The sequence below is a fragment of the Microbacterium tumbae genome, from assembly GCF_054780175.1.
Genome location: NZ_BAAGWV010000001.1, coordinates 649537 through 668368, shown reverse-complemented (window position 1 = coordinate 668368; position 18832 = coordinate 649537). Strand labels below are relative to the sequence as shown.

Here is an 18832-nt window from a genome sequence, read left to right as displayed (position 1 = left end):
TCCTGAGCCGGAGCCGAGCGTTGCCGCAGATGTCGAAGGCGGAGACGTACGATGGAAGCCGTGTCCTTTCCTCCTCTCTCCGCCGAGCAGGAAGCCCTCTTCCGGCTGATCGAGGACACGAACGAGCACGTCTTCGTCACGGGTCGCGCCGGCACGGGGAAGTCGACGCTGCTGCAGTATTTCGCCTGGAACACGAAGAAGCAGATCGCGATCTGCGCCCCGACCGGCGTCGCGGCCCTCAACGTGGAGGGGCAGACGATCCACTCGCTGTTCCGGCTGCCGATCGGGCTCATCGCCGACGGCGATATCGATCAGAACGACGCGACCCGCCGCATCCTGAACGCGATCGAGACGCTCGTGATCGACGAGATCTCGATGGTGAACGCGGATCTCATGGACGCCATGGATCGAGCGCTTCGGCAGGCCAGAGGACGTCGGGGGCAGCCGTTCGGAGGCGTCCAGGTCGTCATGTTCGGCGACCCGTACCAGCTCGCCCCTGTCCCTACGCGCGGGGACGAGGCGCGTTACGTCGAGGACCACTACCGGTCCTTCTGGTTCTTCGATGCCAAGGTCTGGGCGGGGGATGCCGCGAGCGACGGTCTTCTCGATCTCGGTCGTCACGGTGCGGAGCTGCACGTGCGGGAGCTGGTGGAGATCCACCGGCAGTCCGACGACGGCTTCAAGTCGATGCTGAACGCCGTGCGCTACGGTCGGGTCACGGCGGAGATCGCGAACGTGCTCAACGCCCAGGGCGCGCGTGCGCAGCCGGAGCCGGAGCCCGGCGAGGTGCCGATGATCACGCTCGCGACGCGCAACGACATCGTGAACGGGATCAACGGCCGCCACCTCGCCGCCCTCCCCGGACGGGAGCAGACGGCGAAGGCGGACATCAATGGGGACTTCGGACGCGGAGAGGCGAACTTCCCGGCCGAGTCGGAACTGAGGCTCAAGGTCGGCGCGCAGGTGATGTTCCTGCGCAACGACACCGGGATGGCGGGCGAGCCGCCGCGCTGGGTCAACGGCACGATCGGCACCGTGAAGCGGATCATGGGCGAGAGCGTGCGGGTCGAGATCGACGGCGAGGAGGTGGATGTCGAGCCCGCTGTCTGGGAGAGGTTCCGCTACTCCTACAACCCGCTGACCAAGACGCTCTCCCGCGACGTGGTGGCGGAGTTCACGCAGTTCCCGCTGCGGCTGGCGTGGGCGGTGACGATCCACAAGTCGCAGGGGAAGACCTACGACAGGGCGCTCATCGACCTCGGCTCCGGAGCGTTCGCGCCCGGGCAGACGTACGTGGCGCTCAGCCGGCTGACCTCCTTGGACGGCCTGTATCTTTCGCGGCCGCTGCGGCCCAGCGATATCAAGGTCGACGAGGATGTGCGCCGCTTCATGCGCGCGGCATGGGAGCGGAACTCGACCCCGCAGCTCTAGGGACGCCCCGCTCGTTCCTTGAGCGGGCGGCACCCCCTCCCGTTCGTTGAGCGAGCGGCGCCTCCCGTTCGTTGAGCGAGCCGGAGGCGAGTCGAAACGGAGTTCGTTCCGGGGGCGTTTCGACTCGCTCGCGCTCCGCGCGTGCTCGCTCAACGAGCGGAGGGCGCGGGAGCCGAGGCGCGGCGAGCCGACGAGCGATGCTCAGGCCGCGGCGCGGGCCCGGTCGAGATCCTCGAACAGCTCGGTGTTGAAGCGGTAGGCCAGCAGCACCTCGTCGATGACGCGCTCGCGTTCCGCCTCGTCCCAGGGCGCGGCGTCCAGCTGATCGCGGTAGACGTCCTTGAACGCCTTCGGGTCCGCGATGTCGTCGAAGAGGTAGAAGCCGATGCCGTTCGTCTCGAAGCCGAACCGGCGCTGCATGACCCGCCCGATGAAGATGCCTCCGGACAGGTCGCCGAGGTACCGCGTGTAGTGGTGCGCGACGAAGCCGCCGGCCCAGGTCGCTCCGACCTGGTTGATCCGGTCGACGTAGCGCTGGGTGGTCGACAGCGGGCGGATCGTCTCCCGCCAGTCGGCGCCGAGGAGGAACGCGAGATCGGCCTCCAGTGCGGGCAGCCGCGTGAGCTTGTCGCTGATGAAGACCGACGCGACGGGGTCGTTGCGCATCCGGTCGCCGGCGGCCTCCAGCGCCTCGTAGATGAAGTAGTGCTGGGTGACCAGGGCGATGTAGTCCTCGCGCGAGCCCTCGCCCTTGAGCAGGTCGGCCATGAAGCCGGCGTGCTCGCTGCGCGAGTGGGATCCGGAGGAGCGCTCGCGCAGAGCGGCGGAGAAGGAGAGGAGTTCAGCCATGCACCTAGTGTAAGGGCATCCTAAGTTCCTCAGAAGTACGAGTTCCCTGCGAGGGCGCCGACCGCCGCCCGTGACTCAGGCGTGCGGTCGCGGTTCGATGCCGAGACGCTCGCAGGCGGCGTCGTAGAGGGCGACGACCTCCCGGCGGACGGCGGGGCGCTCATCGATGGGCCCGCCGGGCCACGGCACCCTCAACTTCTCGATCGAGCCGCCGCGGGTGATCTCCCACGCGCCGCCGTCGCCGTCGAAGCCGGTCATCACCGCCTCCGTGATCTCTGCATCGGATGCTTCCGCGAAGGCGCGCGCGATGAGGACGTTGTCATCGGTGTGATCGCCGTTCATATGACGCAGCACGGCTGCGACCACGTCGGCGTCGAACGAGTAAGGCATGCCTCAACTGTATGGGCCGGGACGCCGGACGGCATCCGATGCCGTCTTTCAGGATCCGCACTCTAGACTCTTGAGGATACGTCCTCGGGAGATCCTCCATGCACCTTCTGTCGTCGCGCAGCCTGCGCGCAGCAGCCGCCGGCGCTGCGGCTCTCGCCCTCCTGCTCACGGGGTGCACCTCCGAACCGACCGTCACGTACACGCCGCCGCCTCAGGCGGAAGGCGCGCTTCCGGATGACACGGTCGCCCAGCTCCAGGCCGCCGTCGAGAACGCCATGATCGCGTCCGGCTCCAGCGGTGCGATCGTCGGCGTCTGGGTGCCCTGGAGCGGCGAATGGGTCACGGGCCTCGGCACCCAGGCGCCGGACGACGACACCCCGGTGACGACCGACATGTCGTTCCGCATCGCCGACGCCACGCGGCTCATGACCTGCGACGTCCTCTACGGCCTGGCGGACGACGGGATCGTCGAGCTGGATGCGTCCGTCCCCGACTACGTCTCCGGCGTCGCCGATCTCCGGGACATCACCCTGCTCGACCTGTGCAACGGGACAGGCGGGATCGGCTCGTCCGAGTCCAAGGTGAAGAGGGCCTGGCTGAACACGCCGGACCGCGTATGGGCTCCCCTGGAGCTGGCCGGTTTCGGCCTCGGCAGCGAGAGCAGCACCCCGCACACCGCATGGCGCAACTCCGACGCCGGATATCTTCTCCTCGGTCTCGCCCTGCAGCGCGCGTCGGGGCTCAGTGCCGCCGAGCTCATCGAGAAGTACGTGACCGCCCCGCTCGGGCTCGAGAACACCGCGCTCCCCGGCCCCAAGGCGGCCGCGCCCTCGGATGGCGCCGTGCTCCAGGGCAACTACTCGCCCGCGATCAAGGGCGGATACGAGTGCACGGCGCTCATCGACATCACCGTCGCCTCGTCGAGCATGGGGTTCACGGACTCCGGCGTCGTCTCGACCATCGAGGACCTCGGGCTGTATATCCAGGCCGAAGCGGCTCAGGCGCTGCGCGCCGACGACGCCGAGCCGGACCGCTTCGCGAACCCGCTCCCGGTATCCTCGTCGTCCCCCACCTGGTACCAGGCGACCGGTGGCGCCTACCTCGTCGGAACGATGATCGGCGAGCACGGCTGGACCCCGGGATACGCCACGGCGGCATACTCGGATCCCACCACGGGCTTCACCGTCGCGGTGACGCTCAACAACTCCTCGTCCGGTGCGCAGATCGCAGCCTATCTGTCGCGCCAGCTGGCGGCGATCGCGTCGAAGGCTCCCGCCGCCGAAGGCCAGACCGCGCCGGAGTTCGGCCTGCCCTTCACCGCTGAACAGTATGAGAAGGCCATCTCCGACCACGCGATCTGCGAGGCACCCGCCTCCTGAGCCTCACTCCGGCAGGGGCGCGTCCAGATCGGCGAGGCCGAGACGGTGCGCGAGGATCACCGCGTGGATGCGGTCGCGCGCGCCCAGTTTCATCAGCACCCGGCTGACATGGGTCTTCACGGTGGACTCGCTGAGGAAGAGCGCATCGGCGATCTCGGCGTTCGTGAGTCCGCGCGCGATCGTGAGGAAGACCTCGTGCTCGCGCCCGGTGAGGGAGGCCGTCGTCGCCGGGTCGGCCGCCGTCAGCGGGCTTCGGGATCCGAGGTGCTCGAGCATGCGCTTGGTCACCCGCGGCGACAGGGCTGCGTCGCCGCGGTGCACGGCCCGCACAGCGGATGTCAGCTCGTGCCGCTGAGCGTCTTTGAGCAGGAAGCCGCCGGCTCCCGCCTGGATGGCCCCGAAGGCGTACTCGTCCAGATCGAAGGTCGTGAGCACGAGGACCCGCGTCTCCGGATGCTCCCGCGTGATCCTGCCGGTCGCCGTGATGCCGTCTGTGCCTGGCATCCGGACGTCCATCAGCACGACGTCCGGGCGCTGCTCCGCCGCGAGCGAGATCGCCGCCTCGCCATCGCCCGCCTCGCCGACGACGACCATGTCATCCTCCGCCTCCAGGACGAGCCGGAAGCCGACGCGGATCAGCTCCTGATCGTCGACGAGCAGCACGCGGATCGGATCGCTCATGGCGCATCGCTCCTCTCATCGGCAGATGCCCCGGCGTCACCGGGGCTCATGGGGAGCCGCGCCCTCAGCCTCCAGCGCCCCGGACCGTCGGGGCCGGCCGTCAGCGACCCGCCGACGTGCGCGGCGCGCTCGGCCAATCCGCGCAGCCCGAAGCCGCCGGCGTCCGACGACGGGACGGCGCCGTCGTTGCCGATCTCGACGACGACGCCGTCGGCGGCCCGGTCGATCCGCACGGAGATCGCCGTCGCGCCGGGCGCATGGCGCATCGCGTTGGTGACGCCCTCCTGCACGATCCGCCCGATGGCGTAGTCGACGGCGGGCGCCGAGGCGGCGTCCCCGCGAGTGGTCAGCACGACGGGGAACCCGGCGCGCTGCGCGGCGAGCACCGTCGCATCCGGGGAGACCGGCTCCGCCGGCGCCAGCGGAGCATCGGCGTCCCCCTCGCGCAGCACGCCGAGCATCGATCGCATCTCGGTCAGCGCGTCTCGGGCCGTCGCGGCGGCCGCGGTGGACGCCGCCCTGGCGCGGTCCGGATCGGGGGTCGCGGCTGCGCCCTCGGAGAGGGCGACGACCACGGTGAGGGAGTGCGAGACGATGTCGTGCATCTCGCGGGCGATCCGGGACCGCTCGGCGGCGGCGGCGATCTGCCCCTGCTGATCCCGTTCCACGAGCAGCTGTCTCGAGCGATCGATGATCGCCTCCAGATACCGTTTGCGCCCACCGACGTTCGCACCGACGAGCGTGCCGATCAGCGTGCCGATCAGTTCGCTCAGCACGAAGTTCAGGGCGGTCTGGAACGGGACGATGCCGGCCGCGGCGAGGAGCGCTGCCAAGAGCGAGAAGGCGGCCGTGCTCGCCGCGAAGCCGATCCATGCGGCGCGGGTGGAGCGGTAGACGGCCAGCGAGTAGCTCGTCACGAGCCCGAGCGGGGGGCCTGTCGGGACGCCGGTGAGCAGGTAGGCGGCGGAGACCGCCGAGGACGCGATGAATGCGGTCACCGGCCAGCTGCGTCGTCGCAGCAGAAGGCCGCAGGCGATGAGCAGGGCGACGGTGAGCGCGATATTGCTCGTGATCAGCGTCGTCTCGCTGACGGTCACGCCGTTCGTGTACGTGGTGCGGAAGACCGTCGCCGGCGCCGCGGAGAGGAACAGGCAGATCACGACGATCAGGACGTCGGCGAGGACCGGATGCCTGGCCCAGAAGCGCCGGATGACGCCGGGGGCGCGCGGCAGCCGCAGCTCCTCCTCCGCGAGGAGGGGGGAGCTGCGGCTGGGCGTGCGGGACACGCGCTCGACTCTACGCGTCACGGACCGTCGTCACGCGTCACGGGTGCGCAGCACCGCCCAGGCGCCCAGCATCCCTCCCGCGACCCAGCAGGCGAGCGTGAGGTAGGCCTCGCCCGCCTCCATCCCGCCGACCTGGGGCAGGATCGCCGACTGCGCGGAGATCATCGGCAGGTGCTCGGTGATCTCCGGGATCCACTCCCAGCCCTCGCCGGGCATCGCGAACATGCTCATGACGATCGGCAGGACGAACAGCAGCCCGACGGTGGCGGCGATCGCACCGGCCCCGGAGCGGATCATGAAGCCGAACGCCACGCCGATGAGGGCGAACACGGCCATCGCGACGGCGGCGCCGAGGATCGGCAGCACCGTCTGCTCCGGGTCCGACCAGTCCAGGCCGGCGTCCTTCGCCTCGAGGATCGGCGAGACCGCGAGGGCTGCGGCCAGGAAGATCACGAGCGAGGAGAGGAAGAGCAGCGCCGCCACGACGACGGCCTTCGCCGCGAGCACGAGACCTCGCACGGGCACGGCGGCCAGTGTGGACCGGATCATCCCCGTCGAGTACTCGCCCGTCACGGCGATCGCGCCGAGGACGCCGGCGAGGAGCATCGTGAACTGGATCGGCGAGACGACGGCCTGGATGCCGCCGAATCCGGGAGCGTTCATGGCCTGCGCGATGAGCGCCGCGATGCCGATGGTGAGGACGGCGGTGATCCCGATCGCCCACCAGGTGCTGCGCAGCGTGGCGAGCTTGATCGCCTCGCTGCGCAGCGCGCGCACGAAGGTCAGGCGGTGCGGTGACGTGTGCGTGGCGCGCCGGGGCTCGGCGGTGAGGGTGCTCATGAGATCTCCTGGGCGGTGTCGGCGAGGGATGCGCGGTATTCGACCGCATCCCCGGTGAGGGCGAGATAGGCGTCCTCCAGGGACCCGGTCATCGGGGTCAGCTCGTGCAGGGGGATGCCGTGCGCGGCCGCGGTGTCGCCGATGCGGGGCGCGTCGGCTCCGACGACGTCGAGGGTGTCGGGCCCGGTGCGGACGATCTCCACCTGGGCGGCGGCAACGGCCTCGGCGAGCTCTGCGGTGCGGGGGCTGCGCACCCGCACGGTCGTACGGGTCCACTGCCGGACGAGATCGTCGAGCGGAGCGTCCGCCAGCACCCGCCCCCGTCCCATGACGATGACGTGATCGGCGGTCTGGGCCATCTCGCTCATCAGGTGGCTGGAGAGCAGCACGGTGCGGCCCTCGGAGGCCGCCTGCCGGACGAACTGACGCACCCAGCGGACGCCCTCCGGGTCGAGGCCGTTGACCGGCTCGTCGAGGATCAGCGTATGCGGATCGCCGAGGAGGGCGGAGGCGATGCCGAGGCGCTGCCCCATCCCGAGCGAGAACTTCCCTGCGCGCTTGCGGGCGACGGAGGTGATCCCCGCCAGGTCGATGACCTCGTCGACGCGTGCGGAGGGGATGCCGTGCGTCGCGGCCATGGCCCGCAGGTGGTTGCGGGCGGAGCGCCCGGTGTGCACGGCCTTGGCGTCCAGGAGCAGGCCGACCTCGGTCAGGGGTGCGCGCAGATGCCGGTACTCGGTGCCGTTGACGGTCGCGCGTCCCTCGCTCGGGCGGTCGAGCCCGGCGATCATGCGCATCGTCGTGGACTTGCCGGCTCCGTTCGGGCCGACGAAGCCGGTGACGCTTCCCGGGCGGATGGTGAACGACACGTCCTGGACGGCCGTCTTGTCTCCGAACCTCTTCGTGAGGCCTTCTGCAGTGATCATGCTTCGACGCTAGGGATCACGGGGACGACGGCGCGTCCTCCTGAAGTACCGTCCCCGTCGTCCTGCAGTACCGTCTGCCGGAGGTCCGGCCGTCCGAGCGGACCTCCGCGCCCGGACGGGAGGAATCCGTGGAATGGGAGGAGTTCACCCGGACCGGAGGATCTTCTCGGCGCATCCATCCTCCCCTTCGGGCGTTGTCCTCCGGTTCGGGTGCCGGGCTCATCCGTGGGCGAGGAGCTCCAATCCGACGACGGCGAGTCCGAGCGCGGCTTCGCCGGCGAGCGCGACGATCCGCTGCCACCAGGTCAGAGGAACGCGGCGGATCGCGATCCAGCCGATGAGGACGAGGGTCGCGACGAGGGCGATGACTCCGGCCCGCACGGCCGTCTCGACCGACCACACCCGCAGGCCGGCGAGTCCGAGGAACAGGAACGGCGTCACGAGGGCGGTGAAGGCGCCGAGGGAGACCGAGACGGCGTGCCGCAGCTCGGTCCGGGTCATGAAGGTCTCATGGACGACCAGGTGGGACACGATGTCGGCGACGAGGATCGCGAGGAGCATCCCGGCGGCGGTGATGAAGAGCGTGAGCGCGACCTCGCCGGCCGTGGGGCGGCCGTGCGAGCCCATCGTGATGAGCACCGCGAGGGCGGTGAAGGTGAGGTAGATGCGCTCCTTGAGCGCCTCGGCGCGGGCGGCTCGGGCATCGGGGGCGGGTGCGGTCACGGCATCCATTCTCGTCCGTCCGCCGACGGACTGCGGCCTTCCCCTCCACGCCGCGTCGCCGAACCGGAGGAGTTCGCCCGAACGGGAGGAGCCGGCGGGCGCCTCCGCTCCTCCGGATCGTGCGTTCTCCTCCGGATCGGACGCGCGACGACGCGCACGGACACGGCTCGGGATGCCTCGCGGAGGTCCTCCGGCCCCAGCGGACCGGCGAGAATGGAGGGATGGCGCCAGCATCCTTCGACCTGATCACCGAGGCGGATCTCCGTTCCGCCGGAAGCCTGAAGTGGACCGCGTATCCCGATGCGATCGGCGCCTTCGTCGCCGAGATGGATCTCGGTATCGCACCGGCCATCACAGCGGCGATCGACGCCTCGCTGGAGGCGGGCCTGACCGGCTATCTGCCCGCGCATCTGCGCGATGCGCTCGCCGAGGCGACGGCGTCCTGGTACGCGGAGCACTACGGCTGGGCCGTATCGCCGGCGCAGGTGCGCGCCGTGCCGGACGTCATCACCGCGTACGAGTTCGCCATCGAGGCCTTCACCTCCCCGGGAGCGGCCGTGATCGTGCCGACGCCGGCGTACATGCCGTTCCTCACGGTTCCCCCACGGCATGGGCGCCGGGTGATCGAGGTGCCGAGCATCGAGCTCGACGGGCGCTGGGTGATGGATCACGACGGCGTCGCCAGGGCGTTCGCCGACGGCGGCGAGCTGCTCGTGCTCTGCAACCCGCACAATCCCCTGGGGACGGTCGCGACGCGCGAGGAGCTGCTGCGCGTCGCCGACACCGTGTCGGATGCCGGTGGCCATGTCTTCTCGGACGAGATCCACGCCCCGCTGGTCTACGCTCCGGCGACCCACATCCCGTACGCCTCCGTGTCGGAGGCCGCCGCATCGCACACGCTCACGGCGGCGTCCGCCTCGAAGGCGTGGAACCTCGCAGGGCTCAAGTGCGCGCAGCTCATCCTCTCCAACGAGAAGTCGGTGCGGGCGTGGGAGGCCGACCAGGGGTGGGCAGGGCACGGCACGGCGACGATCGGCGCGGTCGCGAACGTCGCCGCGTACACCGCCGGCGTGGAGTGGCTCGACGAGGTGCGCGACTATCTGGACGGCAATCGGCGCCTGCTCGCGGAGCTCGTCGCTGAGCTCCTGCCGGATGTGCGCATGACCGTTCCGGAGGGGACGTACATCGCCCTGCTCGACTTCCGGGGGACCGGGCTCGCCGGCGATCTCGGTGCGTGGTTCCGCGAGCACGCCGGAGTCGCGATGACGGATGGCGCTGCCTGCGGCGAGGCGGCGGTCGGGTACACGCGGTTCGTGTTCGCGACGCCGAGACCGATCCTGCGCGCGGCGATCGAGCGGATCGCCGCAGCGCTCGAGACCGCTTGACGCCGCATCGGCGCGGGGTGTTGCCTGGAGCGATGGAACACGTCACCTCCGCAGACGGAACGCCCATCGCCATGCACGCCGTGGGAGCCGGACCTGCGGTCGTGATCGTCAACGGGGCGCTGTCGGCCGCGCGAGATGCCGCAGAGGTCGCGAGCGCCTTCGCGGACGCGGGGCTCCGAGCGATCACCTACGACCGGCGCGCCAGAGGCGACAGCGGCGACACCCCGCCGCGCGAGCCTGAGCGCGAAGCGGAGGACCTGGCCGAGGTGATCGCCGCAGCAGGGCCGGACGTCTCGGTCATCGGGCACTCCTCCGGCGCCGTCCTCGCGCTGTACGCCGCCGGTCGGGGCCTTCCGGTCGCGCGGCTGTTCCTCTCCGAGCCGCCGTTCCGCTTCGGCGTCGACGACCCGGCGCCGGACCTCGCCGCACGGCTCCAGGCCCTGGTCGATGCGGGGCAGTCGGACGAGGCCGTCGTCCTCTTCCAGCGCGAGGGCGTGGGACTCCCCGAGGCGTTCATCGAGCAGTTCCGCTCCTCCCCGGCGTTCGCCGCCCTCGCACCCCTCGGGCAGTCGACCGTCTACGACGTCCTCGTGACGCAGCGGACCTCCACGCCGACGCCCGAGATGCTCGGCGTCGGGATGCCGGTCACGATCCTCCGCGGCTCCGAGACCATGCCGATCCTCGTCACCGCGGCGGCGCGGCTCGCGGAGGCGATGCCGGCGGCGGAGTTCATCGAGGTCCCCGAGTCGATCGGCCACCGGATGGATCCGGAGGCCACCGCACGGATCGTGGCCGCGCGTCTGAGCTGAGGGCGTACGGCCGCCGCCGTTGTTGTCGTCAACCCCCTGCCGGCGCATCCGCGGCGTCGTTACCGTCAGGCACATGATGGCGACGACGAAGGCTCCGACCACGAAACGCACCGCACGCGGAGGCAGCGGTGAGAAGCGCGCCCGCAGGCAGAACGCGGAGAAGGGGTTCGTCGCGTCTGCGGGACTCGGTCACAGCCTTCAGGCCGTGCTGGTCGATCTGCTCGAGCTCGCCATGCAGGGCAAGCAGGCGCATTGGAACGTGGTGGGTCGCAACTTCCGCGATACGCATCGGCAGCTCGACGAGATCATCGAGGCTGCGCGGGAGTTCAGCGACACGGTCGCCGAGCGGATGCGCGCCCTGCATGCGATCCCGGACGGGCGCAGCGACACGGTCGCCGAGACGACCACGCTTCCCGAGTATCCGCAGGGTGAGATCGACACCTCCGAGACGGTCGACCTCATCACCATGCGCATCGAGGCGACCGTGGGGACGATGCGCGACGTGCACGACGCGGTCGATGAAGAAGACCCCACGAGCGCCGACATCCTGCACGCGATCATCGAGAGGCTCGAGCAGTTCGCCTGGATGGTCAGCGCCGAGAACCGGACGCCCGCGGGATCCTGACTCCGGAGACCGGCGCTCACGAACTTCTTCGCCTCCGACGTGCTCGCCCTCGGTCCGAAACGATGCGGGCCGCAAGCCGCGCTCGCACAGCGACGCGCCCTGGGCGAGGAGGACTCGGCTGCTTCCCAGTGAAGACGCCGCTTCCTGCTCGTAGAGTGGGAGGTCCAAGGGGAGTACTCCGGCACGAACGGCTCGTCACTACGGATGCGCAGGCATCCCGGGCCCTCGGTCCCGATCCCGGGATGGAGAAGACCTTGGCGTCGAGTCATCACGCCAACGTCTGGAGCACCCTGTGAACATCACCCCTCTCGTCTGGGGCATCACGATCGCCGTCACGATCGCGTTCTTCGTCTACGAGTTCTTCGCGCACGTGCGCCGGCCGCATGCGCCGACGATCGGCGAGTCCGCCCGCTGGTCGGTCTTCTACATCAGCCTCGCCCTGCTCTTCGGCGTGGGCATCGGCCTCGTCTCCGGATGGACCTACGGGGGCGAGTACTTCGCCGGCTACCTCACGGAGAAGGCGCTGTCGATCGACAACCTCTTCGTGTTCCTCATCGTGATGACCGGCTTCGCCGTGCCGAGGATCTACCAGCAGAAGGTGCTGATGGTCGGCATCGTGATCGCGCTCATCCTCCGCGGCGCCTTCATCGCGGTGGGGGCGACCCTCATCGAGAACTTCTCCTGGGTCTTCTACCTCTTCGGCGCGCTGCTTCTCGTGCTCGCCTACCGTCAGGCGTTCGCCGATCACGACGGGGATCCCGCGAACGGCCGGTTCATGCGCTTCGTGCGCCGCATCCTCCCCGTCAGCGAGGAGTACGACCGCGATCGGCTGACCGTCGTCAAGGACGGACGCCGCTATGTCACGCCGATGCTGCTCACGATCATCGCGATCGGCTTCATCGACCTCGTCTTCGCCGTCGACTCCATCCCGGCGATCTACGGGCTGACCGAGCAGGCGTACATCGTCTTCACGGCCAACGCCTTCGCGCTGATGGGCCTGCGGCAGCTGTACTTCCTCATCGGCGGGCTGCTCGAGCGTCTCGTGTACCTCGCTCAGGGCCTCGCGGTGATCCTCGCGTTCATCGGAGTCAAGCTGGTTCTGCACGCGATGCACGTGAACGAGCTGCCGTTCATCAACGGCGGCGAGCCGATGCTGTGGGCCCCGGAGATCCCGATCTGGTTCTCGCTGCTCTTCATCGGCGTGACGATCGCCGTCGCCACGGCGGCCAGCCTCCTCAAGACCCGCCGGGCCATCCCGGACCACTCCGAATCCGACACCCAGAGGGAACTCCCGTGACCGGGCTCGAGCTCCCGCGCGGCTCCTCGGACACCATCGCGGGGTTCGTCACGGAGCGGCTCGGCCGCTTCGCCGTCGTCGGTGACGCGGTCGAGGTCCCCGGGGCGACGCTCCGGGCCGCCGCACTGGACCGGCGCAGGATCGCGGGGATCACCGTCCTGCATCATGAGCCCGATGGCGATCAGGGCGACGTGAGCTGATCCGGCGTCGGGGATGCCGACGGTGCCGCGCCCCGGCATCCGCGTCGCGCGCGTCCGTGGAGTCAGGCGGTGTACCGTTGCCGTGCACCGCTTCGAACTCAGGGGGAAAGATGCCGCTTCCGGTGACGCTCGATGTCTACGACTACGACGGGATCCTCGGGCTCGTCGACGTCGCGGCCTACCGGCAGGAGGTCGAGTGGGTCGCCTTCGACCCCGATCTCGTCGATCACTTCACGGCGGAGCTCGTCGCCGGTCGCGCGCTGGTCTGGCAGGCCTCTCCGCTCGGCGGCGCGGACTACGGCATCCTGCTGACGGACGCGCCCTCGGCGGTCGAGAGCCGCAGGGAGCTGCGCGGTCGTCTCACCGTCACCGCAGGGCGGCTGCACGTCGTGAACTACACCGATCTCACGATCGTGACGGAGGAGGAAGGGGGCGACCTGCCGAGCGCACAGGGCGCCGACTGGTTCGTCGACGTGCCGGACGGCGAGTACGACGTCACCGTGCGGCAGCTCTTCGACCCCGAGGGGGAAGACCTGACCGTGGAGGGCGGGATCGCGTTCGAGATCGTGCTCACGCCGGCGGAGGGCGAGCCCGTTCTCTCCGCCCCGGAGGAGCTGTTCCGGCGCACTGCGCCGTGATCGCGCCGGCGGGGAGGGCCGACGGATGCCTCTCCGCGGTGCTCCTCATGAAGGCGGGGCCTTCTCCGAAGCTCAGATCTTCCCGCGCAGCCGCATCGAGAGGGCGCCGGCGGAGATGCTCGCCGCGGCGCCGAGCTGAGGCCAGAGATTCAGATCCACGGCGATCTTCCGGAAGGTGATCCCCACGGCCGCGGCCGGCTGGCCGTTGTGGTCCAGCGCGGCGACCGCGACCGAGGCGAGGTCGTCGCCGATCTCGCCGTTCTCTATCGCATAGCCCCGTGAGCGCGTCTCGGCGAGGATGTCGTCGAGCTCGCGCAGGCTCGCCGGACCCCGTCCGTTCCGCGTCGTGAGGTTCGACGGGTCGGGATAGAGGGCGCGCAGCTGATCCTTGCCGAGCAGGGAGAGGACCGCGCGCCCCGTCGCGGTGAGGTGTGCGGGCAGGTGCACGCCGTGCTCCGTGACGAGCGTCGGCGCGCGGGGCGCCGCGTGTCTGACCACATACTCTATGTCGTTGCCGTGCAGAACGCCCAGATGCGAGACGACGGGCAGGCCCGTGCGCCGGACCAGCTTCTCGAGCAGCGGTTTCGCCAGCAGGCTCAGCTTGGCGGCGCGCAGGTAGCTGGAGCCGATCTCGGCGAGAAGGGGGGAGAGCCCGTAGGTGCGCTCCTCGGGATAGTGGACGAGGAATCCTTCGTCCTGCAGCACCTTGATCAGCTGATACGTCGTGGAACGTGGGATGCAGAGGTCACGGGCCAGGGCGGAGGCGCGGACGGGACTCGTCTGGGCCGCGAGGTACTTCACGACGCGCAGTGCGTGGCGTGCCGCAGGGATGTCGCTCACGTTTCGCCTCCTGCGTCTGGGATACCGGACGGCGTCACTCGTGCGCCGTTGGGCACATTACTGGATGCCGGTGCGTTGCCCGGACAAGTCATATCAACCTCTACGGGCCCGGTAAAGAAGTAAACACCGCAGAAACATGGCCGAAACGGATGACGGTGAAGTCCGGTATCTCAGACACCCTTGCGGGATCGGCCCCGTCGGCGCGCCGGCCCGGCTCCTAGCATTGCGACTACTTCCGGGCCTCCGACAGGCGGAAGCAGAGCTCTACCCGACCTCATCGACGTATCAGGAGAAGGCACACATGAGAACCAGGAACTCCCGTGTCGGCGTGATCGCCGGCATGGCGGTGGCTGTCGCATTCGCGCTCACCGCCTGCGGCACGCCCGACGCCCCCACCGAGTCCGAGCCGGAGAACGGTGAGGCGGAAGTCGCCTCCTCTTTCGCCGGCGAGACCCTCACTCTCGCGACGGACGCGAACTATCCCCCGTGTCAGTTCTTCGAGGAGGGATCGGACGAGATGATCGGCTACGAGGTCGAGCTCTGGGACGCCATCGCGGAGAAGCTCGGGGTCACTCTCGAGATCGAGAACACGCAGTTCGCCAGCCTCATCCCCGGCGTGCAGTCGGGCCGTTACGACCTCGCCATGGAGTGCATCAGCGACAGTGCCGAGCGCGAGGAGCAGGTCAGCTTCGTCAATTACATCTACGACAAGACCGCCGCCGTCACGCTCGAATCCTATGAAGGCCCGATCACGGAGGGCGACCCGCTGAGCCTGTGCGGTCAGACGATGGGCGCTCAGACCGGCTTCGACACGATCGACAAGGTCGCCGACATCCTCAACCCCGAGTGCGAGGCCGACGGACGGGACCCCGTCGTCATCCAGGAGTACCCGAACGCGGCCGACACGTACAGCGCCCTCAACTCCGAGCGCATCGACTTCCTCGTGCTCGGCACGGCCGGTGCCGCCTACATGGCGCAGACCGCCGCATCCCCCGTGACGTACTGGGCGATCGAGTCCTTCCCGCAGAAGTATCTCGGCGCCGCGATCGCGCCGGATGACGCGGAACTGCAGGATGCCTGGCTCGCCGGTCTCGAGGCGGTCATCGCCGATGGCACCTACGACAAGATCCTCGCAGACTGGGGCATGGAGATCCTCGCGCTCGAGGAGCCAGGGAACAACCTCGCCACCACCCGTCCGCTCGACTGAGCCGCAGCGCCGGGAGGCCGCCGCGGCGGCCTCCCGGCCCCACCTCCCATCCGCATCGGACGAAGCCGGAGCACCATGACATCCGAGACAGAGTCGCCGACCGAAGAGGCCGTGCACTTCATCGCCCTCAAGCACCCCTGGCGGATCGCCGGGGTCGTGATCGTCGTGCTGATCGCGCTCGGCGCCGCGTACATCGTCATCACGAACGAGCGCTTCGAATGGCCGGTCGTCGCGGGGTACCTGTTCGACCCCAAGATCCTCGCCGGGCTGCTGATGACGGTCGAGCTCACCGCGGTGGCGATGGTGGTCGGGCTCGCCCTCGGCGTCGTCATCGCCGTCATGCGGGTCTCCGAGAGCAGGACGCTCCGGTTGGCCAGCGGCTTCTACGTGTGGTTCTTCCGAGGCACTCCCGTGCTGGTGCAGCTGGTGTTCTGGTACAACCTCGGCTACCTCTTCCCCGACATCTCGATCGGACTGCCCTTCATGGAGCCGTGGTTCGAGGCGAAGACCAACGACATCATCACTCCGCTCCTCGCCGCGATCCTCGGGCTCGGTCTCAACGAGGGGGCCTACCTCGCGGAGATCATCCGCGCCGGCATCCTGTCCGTCTCGGAGGGGCAACGCGAGGCCGCGACCTCCATCGGGATGACGCGCGCGCAGTCGTTCCGCCGCATCGTCCTCCCGCAGGCCATGCGCGTCATCATCCCGCCGACGGGCAACGAGACGATCGGGATGCTCAAGTCGACATCTCTCGTATCCGTCATCGCGCTGGCCGATCTGATGTACAGCGCCCAGAGCATCTACTCCCGAACCTTCGAGGTCATTCCGCTGCTGCTGACGGCATCGATCTGGTACCTCGTGCTGACCACGGTGCTCAGCTACGGGCAGTCCCACATCGAAGCGCATTTCGGTCGAGGAGTCGCCGCATCCGCGGGCGCCGCCCGGCAGAGCAGCCTCCTCACCCGACTCATCCGCACCGGAAAGGCGGCCTGAGATGACCACGACCAGCCAGTCGGTCGACGTCCGAGACGTCCGCAAGTCGTTCCAGCACCACGAGGTGCTCAAGGGCGTCTCCTTCCACGCCGCGGCCAACACGGTGACGTCCATCCTCGGCCCGAGCGGTTCCGGGAAATCCACGCTCCTGCGGTCGATCAACCGGCTCATCCCGATCGATTCCGGAACGATCAGCGTCGGCGAGGACATCATCGGCTATCAGAAGCGCGGCGACCGATACCACGAGCTCACCGACCGCGAGCTTTGCCGCCAGCGGCAGCGCATCGGAATGGTGTTCCAGAACTTCAATCTCTTCCCGCACAAGACGGTGCTGGAGAACCTCATCGAGGGGCCGGTCGTGGTCCAGCGGCGCCCGAGGAGAGAGGTCGAGGCCGATGCTCGCGATCTCCTCGCGCTCGTCGGTCTGTCGGCGAAGGCGGATCAGTACCCCGGCCAGCTCTCGGGCGGGCAGCAGCAGCGGGTCGCGATCGCCAGGGCGCTCGCGATGAAGCCGGAGCTCATCCTGTTCGACGAGCCCACGAGCGCCCTGGATCCCGAACTCGTCGGAGAGGTCCTCGACGTCATGAGGCGCCTTGCCGACGACTCGACGACGACCATGATCGTCGTCACGCACGAGATCCCCTTCGCCAGGGAGGTGTCGGACCAGGTGGTGTTCATGGTCGACGGTCTCATCGACGCGATCGGCACGCCGGCGGAGGTGCTCGAGGACAACCGCACCGAGCGGATGCAGGCCTTCCTCTCGCGAGGGCTGCATTGAACGGCCGGCGGGTGTTCATCGCCGGCGCGACCGGGGAGCTGGGACGCAGCATGGTCGCGGTCTTCGCGGATGCCGGATACCGCGTGGCCGTCCACACCAGGAGCCGGCGCGATGTCGCCGAGCGTCTGCGTCAGAGCCTCAAGGACCCTGGTGCGCACGCCGTGGTGGAGGCCGATCTCGCCGATGCGGAGGCGGTGGTCGACGCCTTCGAAGCCCTGGCCGAGCAGTGGGGCTCCCCGCAGGATCTGGTCAACGCGGCCTGGCCGGCCGTCCCGGCGGAACGTCACGATGCCATGACAGAGGAGGCGCTGGCCGCCGGCCTGCTCGGCGTGCGCTGCCATGCGCACCTCGTCCGCGCCGCCCTGCCGGGAATCCGGCGTGCGCGGGGATCCGTCGTCTTCCTCGGCGGAGCGCTCTCGACCCGGCTGCACCCCGGGCTGGGGCTCTTCGCGGCGGGCAAGGCGGCGGCGACCGCCCTCACCCATGTGCTCGCCCTGGAGGAGGGGCCCGCCGGCGTCAGGGCCAACGTGATCAGCCCGGGACGCGTCGCGGTGGCGGCGAATGACCTCGCCGACGAGATCGACGAGTTCCGCGACCTCGACCGGATCGGGGAGCTGCGGAGGGTCCTCCCGATGCCGACGCCCGGCGACATCGCCCGGACCGCGCTGTGGCTGCTCTCGCCCGCGGCATCCGCGATCACAGGGCAGACCGTGTCGCTTGCCGGAGGTGAGCGGGTATGACCCGGATCGCGGACACGGTGGTGCTGGTCACCGGGGCGGCGGAGCGTGCAGGGGCGGCGATCGCCCGTGGTCTTGCCGCACAGGGCGCCACCGTCTACATCAACCACACCGGACAGGCGGGTCAGGCGGCCGCCGTCGTCGCGGAGGCCGAAGCGGCGGGGCTCGCAGGGCGGATCAGGGCGGTCGAGGCCGACATCACCGATGAGACGCGCTCGACCGCGATGATCGACCTGATCGTCGCGGAGGAGGGCAGGCTGGACGTCCTCGTGCACAACGCGAGCACCTTCCGCCCGAAACCCTTCCTCGACCTCGAGGCCGAGGACGTCGATTCCTCCTTCGGCGTGAACCTGCGCGGCCCGCTGTTCCTGTCGAGGGCAGCTGCGCGGCGGATGATCGCCCAGGGCCGCGGCCGGATCCTCGCCATCATCGGGAACTCGCTCACGGAGGCATGGCCGGAGCTCGTGCCGCACGTCGTGGCCAAGACGGGCCTCGCCCGGCTCATGGAGCAGCTGGCGGTGGCGCTCAGCCCGCATGTGCAGTGCAACAGCATCGCCCCGACGCAGTTCCACCGCTCGGACGACGGGGTCAATGACGCCCTGCGCCTCGCACGGGGCGAGTCTCCGGCCGCCGCCGACATCACCGTCATCAAAGGGATCCCGGTGCGCGAGACCTCGCCGGGGGACGTCCTCGATGCGCTGATCTTCCTCATCGAGGCGCCCGCATCGATCACCGGCGTCACCCTCCGTCTCGATGGCGGGCGCGTGCACATCTAGCGCCTGGCATCGACCGATTCCCCACACAACGAAAGGACACCC

At 69.5% G+C, this 18832-nt stretch carries 21 protein-coding genes; 13 read left to right on the top strand and 8 right to left on the bottom strand.

Annotation, left to right across the window (positions count from 1 at the left end):
* The first annotated feature begins 51 nt into the window (after positions 1-51).
* Positions 52-1431 carry an ATP-dependent DNA helicase gene (locus ACYVGQ_RS03130; RefSeq protein ID WP_460783063.1) on the top strand — a complete coding sequence of 460 codons (1380 nt, stop codon included), beginning with the start codon at positions 52-54 and terminating at the stop codon, positions 1429-1431.
* Positions 1432-1632: 201 nt separating this feature from the next.
* On the opposite strand, the gene ACYVGQ_RS03125 is transcribed toward ACYVGQ_RS03130, so the two are convergent.
* Both ACYVGQ_RS03125 and ACYVGQ_RS03120 read right to left on the bottom strand, forming a co-directional pair.
* The gene (locus ACYVGQ_RS03125) at positions 1633-2280 is read right to left on the bottom strand and encodes a biliverdin-producing heme oxygenase (RefSeq protein ID WP_460783062.1); all 648 of its coding nucleotides are present in this window, start codon (positions 2278-2280) and stop codon (positions 1633-1635) included.
* Positions 2281-2355: 75 nt separating this feature from the next.
* Positions 2356-2670: a DUF2470 domain-containing protein gene (locus tag ACYVGQ_RS03120; protein ID WP_460783061.1), complete on the bottom strand. Its 315-nt coding sequence runs from the start codon at positions 2668-2670 to the stop codon at positions 2356-2358.
* A 98-nt stretch (positions 2671-2768) separates the two neighbouring features.
* Here ACYVGQ_RS03120 and ACYVGQ_RS03115 point away from each other — a divergent pair, with 98 nt between their 5' ends.
* On the top strand, positions 2769-4049 hold the full coding sequence (locus ACYVGQ_RS03115) for a serine hydrolase domain-containing protein (protein ID WP_460783059.1): 1281 nt from the start codon (positions 2769-2771) through the stop codon (positions 4047-4049).
* A gap of 3 nt (positions 4050-4052) precedes the next feature.
* Here ACYVGQ_RS03115 and ACYVGQ_RS03110 read toward each other — a convergent pair whose 3' ends face one another.
* The 5 genes from ACYVGQ_RS03110 to ACYVGQ_RS03090 form a co-directional block, all read right to left on the bottom strand.
* Positions 4053-4730 carry a response regulator transcription factor gene (locus ACYVGQ_RS03110; protein WP_460783058.1) on the bottom strand — a complete coding sequence of 226 codons (678 nt, stop codon included), beginning with the start codon at positions 4728-4730 and terminating at the stop codon, positions 4053-4055.
* Positions 4727-6016: a sensor histidine kinase gene (locus ACYVGQ_RS03105; protein ID WP_460783057.1), complete on the bottom strand. Its 1290-nt coding sequence runs from the start codon at positions 6014-6016 to the stop codon at positions 4727-4729. The genes ACYVGQ_RS03110 and ACYVGQ_RS03105 overlap by 4 nt, the downstream gene beginning before the upstream one ends.
* A gap of 30 nt (positions 6017-6046) precedes the next feature.
* The gene (locus ACYVGQ_RS03100) at positions 6047-6856 is read right to left on the bottom strand and encodes an ABC transporter permease subunit (RefSeq protein WP_460783056.1); all 810 of its coding nucleotides are present in this window, start codon (positions 6854-6856) and stop codon (positions 6047-6049) included.
* Entirely contained in the window at positions 6853-7782 is a 930-nt protein-coding gene (locus tag ACYVGQ_RS03095) for an ABC transporter ATP-binding protein (RefSeq protein WP_460783055.1), read from the bottom strand. The genes ACYVGQ_RS03100 and ACYVGQ_RS03095 overlap by 4 nt, the downstream gene beginning before the upstream one ends.
* Before the next feature lie 219 nt (positions 7783-8001).
* On the bottom strand, positions 8002-8505 hold the full coding sequence (locus ACYVGQ_RS03090; RefSeq protein WP_460783054.1) for a hypothetical protein: 504 nt from the start codon (positions 8503-8505) through the stop codon (positions 8002-8004).
* 221 nt (positions 8506-8726) lie between these two features.
* On the opposite strand from ACYVGQ_RS03090, the gene ACYVGQ_RS03085 reads away from it, so the two are divergent.
* From ACYVGQ_RS03085 to ACYVGQ_RS03060, 6 genes are all read left to right on the top strand, one after another.
* Positions 8727-9890 carry a MalY/PatB family protein gene (locus ACYVGQ_RS03085; RefSeq protein ID WP_460783053.1) on the top strand — a complete coding sequence of 388 codons (1164 nt, stop codon included), beginning with the start codon at positions 8727-8729 and terminating at the stop codon, positions 9888-9890.
* A 32-nt stretch (positions 9891-9922) separates the two neighbouring features.
* A complete protein-coding gene (locus tag ACYVGQ_RS03080) occupies positions 9923-10699 on the top strand; it encodes an alpha/beta fold hydrolase (protein WP_460783052.1) in 777 nt (258 codons plus the stop codon).
* Positions 10700-10772: 73 nt separating this feature from the next.
* Complete coding sequence (locus tag ACYVGQ_RS03075) at positions 10773-11324, top strand: Dps family protein (RefSeq protein WP_460783051.1); 552 nt, start codon at positions 10773-10775, stop codon at positions 11322-11324.
* Positions 11325-11616: 292 nt separating this feature from the next.
* Positions 11617-12621, top strand: coding sequence for a TerC family protein (locus ACYVGQ_RS03070; RefSeq protein WP_460783050.1), 1005 nt, complete (start codon positions 11617-11619; stop codon positions 12619-12621).
* On the top strand, positions 12618-12821 hold the full coding sequence (locus tag ACYVGQ_RS03065; RefSeq protein ID WP_460783049.1) for a transporter associated domain-containing protein: 204 nt from the start codon (positions 12618-12620) through the stop codon (positions 12819-12821). Before ACYVGQ_RS03070 ends, ACYVGQ_RS03065 begins: the two co-directional genes overlap by 4 nt.
* 110 nt (positions 12822-12931) lie before the next feature.
* A complete protein-coding gene (locus tag ACYVGQ_RS03060; RefSeq protein ID WP_460783048.1) occupies positions 12932-13459 on the top strand; it encodes a hypothetical protein in 528 nt (175 codons plus the stop codon).
* 72 nt (positions 13460-13531) lie between these two features.
* On the opposite strand, the gene ACYVGQ_RS03055 is transcribed toward ACYVGQ_RS03060, so the two are convergent.
* A complete protein-coding gene (locus ACYVGQ_RS03055; protein WP_460783046.1) occupies positions 13532-14299 on the bottom strand; it encodes an IclR family transcriptional regulator in 768 nt (255 codons plus the stop codon).
* A 301-nt stretch (positions 14300-14600) separates the two neighbouring features.
* Between ACYVGQ_RS03055 and ACYVGQ_RS03050 the strand changes: the two genes are divergently transcribed.
* The 5 genes from ACYVGQ_RS03050 to ACYVGQ_RS03030 all read left to right on the top strand — a co-directional run bounded on the left by ACYVGQ_RS03050 (position 14601) and on the right by ACYVGQ_RS03030 (position 18790).
* On the top strand, positions 14601-15506 hold the full coding sequence (locus tag ACYVGQ_RS03050; protein ID WP_460783045.1) for an ABC transporter substrate-binding protein: 906 nt from the start codon (positions 14601-14603) through the stop codon (positions 15504-15506).
* Positions 15507-15581: 75 nt separating this feature from the next.
* Entirely contained in the window at positions 15582-16499 is a 918-nt protein-coding gene (locus ACYVGQ_RS03045) for an amino acid ABC transporter permease (protein ID WP_460783044.1), read from the top strand.
* Between the two features lies 1 nt (position 16500).
* Positions 16501-17277, top strand: coding sequence for an amino acid ABC transporter ATP-binding protein (locus ACYVGQ_RS03040; protein ID WP_460783043.1), 777 nt, complete (start codon positions 16501-16503; stop codon positions 17275-17277).
* Positions 17278-17288: 11 nt separating this feature from the next.
* Positions 17289-18017 carry an SDR family NAD(P)-dependent oxidoreductase gene (locus ACYVGQ_RS03035; protein ID WP_460783042.1) on the top strand — a complete coding sequence of 243 codons (729 nt, stop codon included), beginning with the start codon at positions 17289-17291 and terminating at the stop codon, positions 18015-18017.
* Complete coding sequence (locus tag ACYVGQ_RS03030; protein WP_460783041.1) at positions 18014-18790, top strand: SDR family NAD(P)-dependent oxidoreductase; 777 nt, start codon at positions 18014-18016, stop codon at positions 18788-18790. The genes ACYVGQ_RS03035 and ACYVGQ_RS03030 overlap by 4 nt, the downstream gene beginning before the upstream one ends.
* Positions 18791-18832 lie beyond the last annotated feature (42 nt).